The 11,541-nt window shown below is 37.1% G+C and carries 12 protein-coding genes; 2 read left to right on the forward strand and 10 right to left on the reverse strand.

What is annotated here, in order from left to right:
* Positions 1-3: 3 nt before the first annotated feature.
* The 4 genes from ASG01_RS08605 to ASG01_RS08620 form a co-directional block, all read right to left on the reverse strand.
* A complete protein-coding gene (locus ASG01_RS08605) occupies positions 4-606 on the reverse strand; it encodes an ExbD/TolR family protein (RefSeq protein ID WP_055862718.1) in 603 nt (200 codons plus the stop codon).
* Between the two features lie 65 nt (positions 607-671).
* Positions 672-1,553, reverse strand: coding sequence for a MotA/TolQ/ExbB proton channel family protein (locus ASG01_RS08610; RefSeq protein WP_055862720.1), 882 nt, complete (start codon positions 1,551-1,553; stop codon positions 672-674).
* 237 nt (positions 1,554-1,790) lie between these two features.
* Positions 1,791-4,604 (reverse strand): leucine--tRNA ligase, encoded by a 2,814-nt coding sequence (gene leuS / locus ASG01_RS08615; protein WP_055862721.1) that lies wholly within the window; start codon positions 4,602-4,604, stop codon positions 1,791-1,793.
* Between the two features lie 166 nt (positions 4,605-4,770).
* Positions 4,771-5,241, reverse strand: a complete 471-nt coding sequence (locus ASG01_RS08620; RefSeq protein WP_055862723.1) for a lipocalin family protein — start codon at positions 5,239-5,241, stop codon at positions 4,771-4,773.
* 146 nt (positions 5,242-5,387) lie between these two features.
* On the opposite strand from ASG01_RS08620, the gene ASG01_RS08625 reads away from it, so the two are divergent.
* Together ASG01_RS08625 and ASG01_RS08630 are read left to right on the forward strand one after the other, a co-directional pair.
* Entirely contained in the window at positions 5,388-6,140 is a 753-nt protein-coding gene (locus ASG01_RS08625; RefSeq protein ID WP_055862726.1) for a glycosyltransferase family 2 protein, read from the forward strand.
* The gene (locus ASG01_RS08630; RefSeq protein ID WP_055862727.1) at positions 6,140-6,766 is read left to right on the forward strand and encodes a hypothetical protein; all 627 of its coding nucleotides are present in this window, start codon (positions 6,140-6,142) and stop codon (positions 6,764-6,766) included. The genes ASG01_RS08625 and ASG01_RS08630 overlap by 1 nt, the downstream gene beginning before the upstream one ends.
* Here the strand turns inward: ASG01_RS08630 and ASG01_RS08635 are convergent.
* The 6 genes from ASG01_RS08635 to ASG01_RS08660 all read right to left on the reverse strand — a co-directional run bounded on the left by ASG01_RS08635 (position 6,758) and on the right by ASG01_RS08660 (position 11,413).
* A complete protein-coding gene (locus ASG01_RS08635) occupies positions 6,758-7,297 on the reverse strand; it encodes a hypothetical protein (protein ID WP_055862729.1) in 540 nt (179 codons plus the stop codon). The genes ASG01_RS08630 and ASG01_RS08635 overlap by 9 nt on opposite strands.
* Positions 7,287-8,531 carry a 3-deoxy-D-manno-octulosonic acid transferase gene (locus ASG01_RS08640; RefSeq protein ID WP_055862731.1) on the reverse strand — a complete coding sequence of 415 codons (1,245 nt, stop codon included), beginning with the start codon at positions 8,529-8,531 and terminating at the stop codon, positions 7,287-7,289. Before ASG01_RS08640 ends, ASG01_RS08635 begins: the two co-directional genes overlap by 11 nt.
* Positions 8,532-8,534: 3 nt before the next feature.
* The gene (locus ASG01_RS08645; RefSeq protein ID WP_055862733.1) at positions 8,535-8,996 is read right to left on the reverse strand and encodes a DUF1648 domain-containing protein; all 462 of its coding nucleotides are present in this window, start codon (positions 8,994-8,996) and stop codon (positions 8,535-8,537) included.
* Positions 8,993-9,712 (reverse strand): C40 family peptidase, encoded by a 720-nt coding sequence (locus ASG01_RS08650; protein ID WP_055862736.1) that lies wholly within the window; start codon positions 9,710-9,712, stop codon positions 8,993-8,995. The genes ASG01_RS08645 and ASG01_RS08650 overlap by 4 nt, the downstream gene beginning before the upstream one ends.
* Positions 9,713-9,790: 78 nt before the next feature.
* On the reverse strand, positions 9,791-10,438 hold the full coding sequence (locus tag ASG01_RS08655; RefSeq protein WP_055862738.1) for an O-methyltransferase: 648 nt from the start codon (positions 10,436-10,438) through the stop codon (positions 9,791-9,793).
* Positions 10,439-10,579: 141 nt separating this feature from the next.
* Complete coding sequence (locus ASG01_RS08660) at positions 10,580-11,413, reverse strand: OmpA family protein (RefSeq protein WP_055862740.1); 834 nt, start codon at positions 11,411-11,413, stop codon at positions 10,580-10,582.
* Between the last annotated feature and the right edge of the window lie 128 nt (positions 11,414-11,541).

Genomic DNA, 11,541 nt, shown 5'->3' on the forward strand with positions numbered 1-11,541 from the left:
TCTTTAGTTTTTGCCTTCTTGTGACGTTATCAACCAAAAGTTCAGAAACTTAATGTCTCTCAAACCCTCAAACAGACTTTTCATCTTAGGATATTCAGTTTTCACATCGCCCTTAATCGCCAATTTATAATTAGGATTAACGCTTAAGCTTTCCTGTACCCAATCTACTAACTGTCTGTTTACACTATCCATAGGAATCCCGGTAGGACTCTTATAACTCTTTTGCTCATCTTCAGGCAGAGACAAATAGCTTTTCAGCTGATTCATCGGAACACCGATCGCCTGAACTCTCTGAAATGCTGCTTTCTGATTGTTATCGAATGAAACTTTATATTTTTCACCCATTTTTTCCAAAAGCTGTACTCTTTCTCCTGCATTATCTACCGGCTGGAAATAAAATTTACCGTCCGGCGTTGTGTTGATGGTCATCAAACTAGCATCAGGAAGAAGTTTTTCTGAGATTGAAGATGGCGGTTTAATCTGCTCCACATCAGGTTTTTTAAACTGAGTGGTCAAGATAAAGAATGTAAGAAGTAAGAATGCAACGTCGCACATCGCCGTCATATCCGTTACTACTCCATGTCTTTTTGGTTTGACTCTCGCCATTATTTTAAATGTATTTTAAATTAAACTTTACGTAAAAGTCTGAAGAATCTGTTCTAAGAAAAATCTTAGTTAAATTCTGCAAAAGACTGCTGGATGCTCATTGCGATCTCGTCGATCTTGTAAGTCAATCCGTCGATTTTTGAAGTAAAGAAGTTGTAAAGCATGATCGCGATCGCAGAAGTACCAATACCTAACGCTGTATTAATCAAAGCTTCAGAGATACCTGTAGATAGAGCTGCCGCATCCGGAGTTCCACCACCTGATCCTAAGGCAAAGAACGCCTTGATCATCCCGATTACCGTACCCAAAAGTGCAATAAGCGTTGCTACTGTACCAAGTGTTGAAAGAATCATCATGTTTTTCTCCAACATTGGCATTTCAAGAGTTGTTGCTTCTTCAATTGCCTTGTTTAAAGCAACCATTTTCTGCTCTTTGTTTAATGTAGTATCGTGAGATAATGCTTTGTAAGTCGTAAGACCTTCTTTCACTACATTTCCTACAGAACCTTCCTGTCTGTCGCACTCTTCAAGAGCTTCGTCTACTCTGTTTTGGTTTAATAAACTTCTTACTTTCAATACGAAGTTATCAAGATTACCTTTACCTGACGCTTTTTTCAGAACGAAATATCTTTCGAAAGAAAAAACGATTACCGTAATCATGAAAGTAATAAGAATCGGTACAATAACTCCTCCCTTGTAAATAATCCCGATAAATGAATCATCGCTTGGATGAATGTCTTTCCCATCTACATCAGAAAAAGCTACAGATAAAGCACCACCTTTTTTCGCGATCTCTTCTGAATCTTTAAAATTCCCCGGATTTCCCAGAACAAATAAATAAATACAAATCCCTATAACTAATAGAATAGGAATAATAACAGCCGGGTTTAAACCTCCTGTTTTTTTAGCAATTACTTGCTCATCATTTTTTGAAACATTCATTTCCATATTTAACTAAATTATATTGTTTTAAATTTTAAAGTTGTAAAATAAAGCCATTTTAAATTAAAATGCAAGTGTATGAATTAAGATTTAACCTTTTTTTCGTAATCCAAAATCACGCCTTTTTGCCGTATTTAAAATATTTATTTTTATTTAAAGATAATCTCCTGTTTTGGTAAAATTAAACAAATATTTAATAAAAATTACTTAATTATTTTTCTAATTTGCCAATGTTAATATTTCTTAAATTACCATATTCACGATCTTGTGATGCACGATTATGATTTTTTTAGGAGCTTTTCCTTCCAAAACAGCAATCGTCTTTTCATCAGAAAGCACAGCTGCTTCAATTTCCTCTTTGCTTAATGACGCAGAAAGAGACAATTTGAATTTCATCTTCCCATTGAAACTTACCGGATACAGAATCTCGTCTTCCACAAGATATTCTTCATTCAAAACCGGAAATTTTTCAAACTCGATGGTTTGTGTATTTCCCAGCAGACTCCAGAGCTCTTCGCAGATATGGGGCGCATAAGGAGAAATGATAACGGCAAGCGGCTCAAGAATATTGCGCTTATTGCATTTTAATTTCTGCAATTCGTTTACAGCGATCATAAATGATGATACCGAAGTGTTGAAAGAGAAGTTTTCGATATCGTAAACTACTTTCTTTATTAATGTATGTAATACTTTGTATTCTGCTTTTGTTGGCTCTTCATCTGAAACTTCAAAATTATCACCATTGAAATAAAGGTTCCAGAATTTTTTCAGAAAACCATAAACACCGCTTAGACCTTGCGTATTCCAGGGCTTGGACTGTTCTAATGGACCCAGGAACATTTCGTACAATCTTAAACCGTCTGCTCCGTATTCATTACAGATATCGTCAGGATTTACAACATTGTAAGTTCTTTTAGACATTTTATCGACTTCCCTTTCGGTAATCAACTTTCCATCTTCAAGAATAAATTCAGCATCATTAAATTCTGGTCGCCAAACTCTAAGTTTTTCAACATCAATTTCATCTGTTGTTCCAATCAACATTGAAATATCAACAGGAATTCTTTGAGTTTGATATTCGCTTGCTAATTTTTTAGAAACTATTTTATTGGTTCCATCAATTCTATGAATCAACGCACTCATCCCCAAAATCATTCCCTGATTAATCAATTTTTGGAAAGGCTCGTCCTGATTAATATATCCTCTGTCTTTTAAAAACATATTCCAGAAACGGGAATATAATAAGTGACCGGTTGCGTGCTCGCTGCCTCCGATGTATAAATCTACCTGTCCCCAATAATCTGAAAGTTCTTTATTTGCAAAAACCTCATCATTATTAGGATCCATGTATCTCAGGAAATACCATGAGCTTCCTGCCCAACCAGGCATTGTAGATAATTCTAATGGAAATACCGTTTTATCATCAATTAAATCTGTTGCAACCACTTTTTGGTTCGCCTCATCCCAGGCAAACGTTTTTGCATTTCCTAATGGCGGATCTCCGTCTTCAGTCGGTAAATATTTTTCCACTTTTGGAAGTTCCAAAGGCAATGCAGAAGTTGGCAATGTGTAAGGCATTCCTTCCTTATAAAAAATTGGAACCGGCTCGCCCCAGTAACGCTGTCTTGAGAAAATCGCATCACGCTGTCTGTAGTTCGTCGTTCCGTGACCAATTCCTTTATTTTCTATCTCAGCAATTATTTTTGATTTGGCATCACTGTAATTTAAACCATTTAAGAAATCAGAGTTTACACATACCGAATCTTTAGAATCAAAAGATTTTACCTGAATATCTTCTTCAGTTTCTACAACTTTTATAATTTCTAAATTAAATTTCTTTGCAAATCTGTGATCACGCTCATCGTGTGCAGGAACAGCCATTACAGCTCCAGTTCCGTAACCCATCAATACGTAATCTGAAATATAAACCGGCATTTTTTTTCCGCTAAACGGATTCACTGCATAAGTTCCTGTGAAAGCACCGCTCACGTTTTTCACGTCAGCCATTCTATCCCGTTCGGTTTTCTTGGAAGTCTCTTCTATATAAGTTTCTATCTCAGCTTTATGTTCGGCTGTAGTAATATTTTCTACCAAAGGATTTTCAGGGGCCAACACCATAAAGGTTGCGCCGAAGATCGTGTCGGGACGGGTTGTGAATACTTCGATAGTTTCTACATGATTTTCCACCTGAAATTTCACCTGTGCTCCCTGCGATTTCCCGATCCAGTATTCCTGAGCATCTTTCAACGGTTGAGGCCAGTCAAGAGTTTTCAATCCTTGTAACAATCTTTCAGAGTAAGCAGAAATTCTCATGCTCCACTGCATCATTTTCTTTTGAAAAACAGGATAACCTCCTCTTTCAGATTTCCCGTCTTTAACCTCATCGTTGGCTAAAACGGTTCCTAAAGCCGGACACCAGTTTACTGTAGTTTCTGCCCTGTAAGCTAACCGGTAATTTAAAAGAATATCTTCTTTATCAATTTCAGAAGCTTCTTTCCATTCTTCTGCGGTGAAATTCAATTCTTCGTTTTGATTGGCATTTAAGGCTTCGGTTCCATTTTCTTCAAAATGTTTGATCAAAGTTTCAACAGATTCTGCCTTATCTGTATCTTTATTATACCATGAATGAAATAGCTGAATAAAAATCCACTGCGTCCATTTATAATAAGAAGCATCGGAAGTTCTCACTTCTCTGCTCCAGTCGAATGAGAAACCAATTTTCCTTAACTGTTCTTCATATCTTGTAATATTTTGCTCTGTCGTAATGGCCGGATGAGTTCCGGTCTGGATAGCATACTGCTCCGCAGGAAGTCCAAAACTGTCGTAACCCACAGGATGCAATACATTAAAACCCTGATGTCTTTTGTATCTTGCATAAATATCTGATGCAATATATCCCAGCGGATGACCTACATGAAGCCCTGCTCCCGATGGATACGGAAACATATCAAGTACATAAAATTTAGGTTTTTCGGTTGTATCGGAAGTTTTGTAGATTTTATTGTCTTCCCAATATTTTTGCCACTTTTTTTCTATCTGCTGGTGATCGTAAAACACGTTTTTAAAGATATTTGATGTTAGATGTAGATATCAGATTGTGTAAATCTTTATCCTAATTTTCACAAAAATAATGATTTTGGTGCAACTGCTGTTTAAAGGTTTCATGAAAACATAAAATCCCGCCTTCAGAAGACGGGATTTTACTTTTTTAAAGAAAATAAATTTACTGTACGCGCTTCAAAGTATACGTTGTAGACTTCGCAACAGTTGGGTTTGTATTGTCATCGATTCTCAGATTCATGGTTGTCTGATCAAGATAAACCACTTTCCCAATATCTGAAACAATCGTTCCCGCATATTTTATTTCGATAGAAGTGTCTTCTTTATTATAATTGTAGGTAAGATTACGGTCTGATGTAGTGCTGCATGCAAGCGGATTTCCCACTTCACCTTTATCTGTACGTTTTCCGGTTTTATTTTCGTTAAACAACCATCTGCCATCCTGCTGGCAGGTTGTGTAGGTTATATCATCGGTCACGCCGCCACCGCCTGTAGGCACAGACGTACGCACCTCACGGATTGGTTTCCAGGTTCCTACCATTGAATATTCCGGTTGCTCATTATCGTCACTGTTATTACATCCCGATATCGCCATTAATGATAATCCCGCAAATATTAAAGCTAATTTCTTCATAGATCAAATTTTTCAAGGCTTAAAATTATGATTTTTTTTAAAAAGTAAAACATTTAATTTGAAATTTGAAATCATAATTTCATTTTCGGTGCGATTTGCATTCTGAAAATCGCATTTCAAAACATTATATTTGTGAAAAATTGCACATGCCCGAAGTTTCGATCATTACGCCCTGCTACAATTCTTCGCGTTTTTTGGCTGAAACCATACGCTCAGTGGAAAGCCAGACTTTCACCGACTGGGAATGGCTTGTGACCGACGACTGCAGCAAAGACAATTCGGTAGAAATTTTTCAAAGCCTCAACAATCCAAAAATAAAGATTTTTAAAACCGAAAAAAACGGCGGCGCAGGTTATGCGCGCAACATTTCTCTGAAACACGCTTCCGGCAGATTTATTACCTTTCTTGATGCTGATGACTTTTGGGAAGCCACTTTCCTGGAAGAAATGATTTCTTTTATGAAGAAAGAAAACGCAGAAATAGCCTATTCAAACTATGCGCGCTGTGATGAAAATTTGCTTTCGAAAATTGAAGATTTTAAAGCAGATACCGTTGTGACATTTAAAAATCTGCTGAAAACCTGCAGGCTTTCACTGCTTTCTTCGATGTACGATTCCAGCCGTGTTGGCAAAGAATATTTCCCTGAAGGCAGCAAACGCGAAGATCATGTGATGTGGCTTAATCTGCTGAAAAAAATTCCTTTGGCAAAACCTTTGCCTAAAACTTTAGCCAAATACCGTATGCACAGCGCCAGTATTTCGCGGAAAAAACAGTACATCGTGAAAGATCAGTATCTGGTATATAAAGATTACATGAAATTTTCTACCGCAAAATCGCTGTACTATACCGCAAACTGGGCACTGAACGGGTTTTTGAAATATTCTAAATTTTTTAATTAATGGAATACTCCAAAGAATTTAAAGCCGCACTCAGCAATTTTTCTCCGGTCGAGAAAGACCGTCTTATTTTCCGTCTGTTGAAAAAAGATAAGCTGCTATCGCGGAAACTGTATTTCGAGCTCATCGACCCGGAAACAGCTGACGAAAAGCGCGACGAGATAGAGAAAATCATTACCGAAAAAGCAGAATTTGCCTCGCGGCACATCATCAGCCACAAATATTTTCTTCTGCTCATCCGTAAAATAAGCGCGCTGATTACTGAGCATGTAAAAATTACTACCGACAAATTTGGTGATATTTACCTGCAGCTTTTTCTGGTCGATCAGATTTTAAATTATAACGAAAAACTTCAGAAACAGAGTTTTGACAATCTCAACCGGCTTTATTTATATCTCATAAATAAAATTTTGAAGGCTTTAATTTTAATAAAAAAAATTGACGAAGATTACTGGATGGAACTGAGCGAAGTACTTCAAAATCTGCAAACAAAAATCCCGGAAAATAAATATCTGAGCAAACTTTGTGTCGCCCACGGTTTCGAGTTTGAATGGCTCAGCATCGATACGCTTCCCGATCATCTGGATCTGATGGTGAAAGATCTGAAAAATCAGGGATTTTTAAAATAAATCTAGTTCTTTAAGATTCATATTAGATTTGAAATCTTTTGAAAATTTAAATTTTTTTGATTTTAAATACTTTAAAAATTCAAGATCCCCCTGGAAGTTGAAAACCTCTTCAATCTCACCTCTATTATTATAAGAAAATGCCCAAGTGTAAGGATTATAATTAAAAAACAACTTTGGCGTTTCAAATTTTTTCGATGGCATTTCAATAAAAATATTTTTAACGATTTCGCAGGATTCATTATTGTAAACCACCATCCGAAAACCTTTCACATCATAGTTGACATCGCATAAATCTTTACTGTCAAGAAGGTACGATGCGGTAAAAAATATATTTAGGATATTTGTGCCGTAAACTGAATCACCTTTAGTTACACCAAAAAATAAAATATCTTCTTTTTTATCATGAGTTTTGAAATTTGAAGTTCTGTATTCTACAAAACTTTCTACAAATTTTTTAACTACTTTTTTGTCTTGTGAAAAATAGATGCTGATGATCGAAATAAAAATCAAAAGGAATAATCTACTTCTCATATCGTAAAATTTTCTCTACAATTAATTCACTGGAGTTTGGCTGAGAAGTCACAAAATCCTCAGCATTTTCAGACATTTCCTGCAACAATTCTTCGTGATCAAATAACGAACAGATAAAATTGGCGGCATATTCTTCGTCTTCAAAAGATTTTCCGCCACGCGCCTCGATGAGCGCATCTGCTTCAGGATTTTTGCGGTACTGATTTCCAAAAAAAACAGGTGCGCCAAAAGTTGCCGCTTCCAGAATATTATGCAGACCCGAAGCGTGAAAACCGCCACCAACAATCGCTATATCCGCGTAAGAGTATAGTCTTGAAAGCAAACCAATGCTGTCGATAATCAGAATTTGCGAAGTTGAAATTTTAGAACTATCAAGACTTTTCAATTCGCTGTAAAGAAGTGCTTCCGGAAAAATATGTTTCAAATTCTCCACTCTTTTCAGATCGTGCGGCGCAATTATAATCTTGACGTTCTTATTTTTTTTAGCTAAAATTTCTGCGATATTTTCTTCGGCGTGCCAAGAACTTCCAAAGACGGCAACTTTTTTTCCGGCTGCAAAATCGTTTATAAATTCGATGTCGTGATTTTGATTTCGTAAAAATTTCACACGGTCAAATCTCGTGTCACCGGTTACCGAACCGTTTCGCAGACCCACACTTTTAGCCAAACGGAATGACCGCTCGGTCTGATGAAAAAACCAGTCGATATTCTCTCTGAGCATTTTCACAGGCCATTTCCCCAACGAAGTAAAATAGTTTTGATTCTCATAAAACAGCGCAGAGATCACAAAAACCTTCGCGTTGCTCTGTTTTAAAGCTGACAGAAGATTATACCAGAAATCATATTTTACCGTGAAAAATATTTTGACATTTATGCCAGATAAAAACTGTTCAACATCATTTTTTGTATCAAAAGGAAGATAGCAAACCGCGTCGGCGATATGTTTTTTCTTGATCACATTTTCGTAACCTGAAGGCGAAAAAAGGGTAATCAGAATTTTGTGTGAAGGAAATTTCTCTTTCAATTTTTCTATAACCGGTAAACCCTGTTCGTACTCACCAAGACTTGAAGCGTGCATCCAGATAATTTCATCCGAAGGTTTGAACGAAGATTTAACAGTAGATTCAGATTCTTTTCTTCCGAGAATTCCGCGCTTTGCTTTATCATTAAATAAAGCCAAAATTTTCATTCCAAAAATGAAAAGCCCGATGAATATGTTATAAAGAAACTGCATGAATTATTTTAAAACTGCAGCAACAATGATTACGGCAGCAACACTGAGAAAAACTACCGCCAATATCGAGAAAAGTGAAAACCTCGCTTTCGCAGAAGGGTTTGACACAAAGCGAAGCAAAAATTCCTGGCTGTTTATGAAGATTAAGGTAAGGATAAAAGCAAGCCATTTCACAAAAACTTTGGCGATCATTTCCTGTCTTTCGGCGTTTCCTTCATTTATTTTAACCGGGAAATTAAATGATTCCGGGAATTGCGAAACCCAAAGTACAAATGCAAAAAAAACCGTGCAGAAAACAGGCCCGAAAAACATCATTCTTTTGTTTCCGTGACGGTCGGCATTGCCGTCGAGATCAAAATGCACAGGAATAATTGTCGGAAGCGTTTTGTAATTCTTCAGAGTAATGGTCCACAGAAAAGTCAGTGCAAGAATGCAGAAGGCGTTTAGAATATATTCCAAAATCATTTGATGATGCTTTTTATGAGGCGCAGTTTGTGCGTGTGTTTGTTCATTTCTTTATTAAAAATTCCGGTAGAATCTAGGCTGTCGATGCGCACTTTGCCGGAAGCATGAATGATTTTCTGATTTTCGAGCATGATACCCACATGAATAATTTTGCCTTCAGAATTTTCAAAAAAAGCAAGATCTCCGGGACGGCTTTCTTCCACGAAGCTCAGCGTCTCGCCCACTTCCGCCTGCTGATACGTATCGCGGGGAATTTTAATACCGTGAACTTTATATACCAACTGACTGAAACCGCTGCAGTCTACCGCGAAAAAACTTCGTCCGCCCCAGAGATATGGCACATTCAGAAATTCTTTTGCCGTTAGCGCAATACTGTTTCGTACATCATGGCTTCTTCTCGAGGCAACTGCTGGATAATCGACTTCGCTGCCTATTGAAAGCAAAGTGCGACCGTCTTTCATCATCACCGAAGAAAAATTTTCTGTAATTACCGTGGTTTTTCTCTTTTCCAAAAAATCGTCGGTTACAGGTTTGATCTGCTTGGTATCCATCCAGCCTTCATAGCCGTCGTAGTGCATTTTTATCTTCGTCCAGTTTTTATTAACCTCTACGATGTCGGCACTTTCACCAAAAAGAATTTCGGTGACAATTTCTGCTCGGTCTGAGTTTTCGGCACGCACCGGCGCCACGGTTACGGTACAGATTCCTTTATTCATCTTGTATTATTAAAGATTCAAGAATTAAAATTAAAAATTTCTGAGACGAAATTGTTTAATGTTTTTTAAAAGATACAGCTATTTTCTGCGCAAAAAATTCACGCCGTCGCGCAAAGGTAAAATAAGATTTTCAAAATCGTTATCGCGGGCGATCTGTTCGTTTAAATCTTTAATCATCTGCGTAGATTTCAGCTTCGGATTTTCTTCCAAAACTTTCCCGTACCAAAGCACGTTATCAAACAAAATCACACTTCCGCTTTTGGTTTTATCTTTTAAAAGCCGGAAATATTCTGTGTAACTTTCTTTATCGGCATCAATAAAAATCAGATCAAAAACCTCATCCGTTTCCGCTAAAAAATCTTTCGCATTCTGAATTTTAAAATCAATTTTTGAAGAAAACTCGCTTTCTGAAAAATATTTCCGGGGAAGATAAGCCAGATCTTCGTTTATATCAAGCGTCGTTATTTTTCCGTTGTCGGTTAAACCTTCCGCCATACAGAGCGTGGCATAACCTGTAAAAGTTCCGATTTCAAGAATTTTTTCAGGCTTCAGCATTTTAGAAACAATTGAAAGCAGTCTACCCTGCTGATAACCCGAAATCATGTGTGGCTGCGTTGTTTTCTGATATGTTTCGCGGCGAAGTTTTCTAAGAATTTCGGGCTCTTCTGAAGCATGATTTTCCAAATAGCGGTCCATCTCCGGATGAAGCTCTTCAAAATAGCTCATGGATTATTAATTTGCTCAAAAATACTTATTTTAAAATAATTTTCTGTGCCCAGATTCAGTGTTAAAGGCTAAAATCATCGCATTCAAAACAAAAAAACCCGGAAAAATCTTCCGGGTTCTGAATCAATCTTAAAAAACTGATTATTTTTTCATCTGAATATCCATCAACTTCATAAACTCGTCAAGTTTCGGCATGATAATGATTTCTGTTCTTCTGTTTTCAGCTCTTCCGGAAACACTCATATTGGTCGCTTTCGGATTGTACTCGCTGCGTCCCCCAGCTGTTATTCTCGCAGGATCTACACCAAACTGCGTCTGCAAAACTTTCGCAACTGAAGTTCCTCGCAATGCAGAAAGATCCCAGTTGTCTCTCGGTACGTTTGGAGAATTCAAAGCTGCATTATCTGTGTTACCTTCGATCAATACAGAATATTTGTCGTAATCGTTGATCACTTTGGCTACTTTACCCAAAACTTCCTGGGCGGCAGGCAAAACATTGTAATCTCCTGTTTTGTACAGCATTTTATCTGAAAGCGAGATCATTACCACGCCTTTCAAAACTTTCACCTGAACATCCTGATCGGTTACATTATCCAGAGATCTTTTCAGTTTGTTTGAAAGTGCCAGATTCAGACTGTCATTTTTCGCGTTCGAAGAGATAAGCTGCTTGATGTATGAGTTTGAAGAATTGATCTCTCCCACGAGTTTATCAATGTTTGCAGAACTCTTTCCTGAGTTTGACAAACAGGCATCAAGAGACGATTTCAGGGCCTCATGCTGACTTTTCAATAAGTTATTCTCGCCGGTCAGTGCCGAGTTTTGAGATTTCAAATCCTGTATTTCGCGTTGTCTTTCGCCGATGTTTTCAATACACTGCTTGTAATTGCTGCTCAGCGAGTCGTATTGCTTTTTGCTTACACAAGATGTCATCCCCAACACCATGGCAGAAACTGCTACAATTTTAATAATTTTCATATGTAAATATTTATTGTTTTTTATTTGTCAAATGTTATCGCCACATCTTCATTATTTGCACGTTTTAAAATAGCGATTTCATAAACGATCTTTTTTAAACGACCCAAATTTAGGAAAATCTATTTTAA

It is taken from the genome of Chryseobacterium sp. Leaf180, from assembly GCF_001424585.1.
In the GTDB taxonomy this organism is placed as follows: domain Bacteria; phylum Bacteroidota; class Bacteroidia; order Flavobacteriales; family Weeksellaceae; genus Chryseobacterium.

Excerpts from the sequence above, each read along its gene's own strand:
- ASG01_RS08640 (WP_055862731.1), bottom strand. The coding sequence starts at position 8,531 with ATGCAGTTTCTTTATAACATATTCATCGGGCTTTTCATTTTTGGAATG.
- ASG01_RS08610 (WP_055862720.1), bottom strand. The coding sequence starts at position 1,553 with ATGGAAATGAATGTTTCAAAAAATGATGAGCAAGTAATTGCTAAAAAA.
- ASG01_RS08630 (WP_055862727.1), top strand. The coding sequence starts at position 6,140 with ATGGAATACTCCAAAGAATTTAAAGCCGCACTCAGCAATTTTTCTCCG.
- ASG01_RS08635 (WP_055862729.1), bottom strand. The coding sequence starts at position 7,297 with ATGAGAAGTAGATTATTCCTTTTGATTTTTATTTCGATCATCAGCATC.
- ASG01_RS08660 (WP_055862740.1), bottom strand. The coding sequence starts at position 11,413 with ATGAAAATTATTAAAATTGTAGCAGTTTCTGCCATGGTGTTGGGGATG.
- ASG01_RS08605 (WP_055862718.1), bottom strand. The coding sequence starts at position 606 with ATGGCGAGAGTCAAACCAAAAAGACATGGAGTAGTAACGGATATGACG.
- ASG01_RS08625 (WP_055862726.1), top strand. The coding sequence starts at position 5,388 with ATGCCCGAAGTTTCGATCATTACGCCCTGCTACAATTCTTCGCGTTTT.
- ASG01_RS08645 (WP_055862733.1), bottom strand. The coding sequence starts at position 8,996 with ATGATTTTGGAATATATTCTAAACGCCTTCTGCATTCTTGCACTGACT.
- ASG01_RS08655 (WP_055862738.1), bottom strand. The coding sequence starts at position 10,438 with ATGAGCTATTTTGAAGAGCTTCATCCGGAGATGGACCGCTATTTGGAA.
- ASG01_RS08620 (WP_055862723.1), bottom strand. The coding sequence starts at position 5,241 with ATGAAGAAATTAGCTTTAATATTTGCGGGATTATCATTAATGGCGATA.
- ASG01_RS08650 (WP_055862736.1), bottom strand. The coding sequence starts at position 9,712 with ATGAATAAAGGAATCTGTACCGTAACCGTGGCGCCGGTGCGTGCCGAA.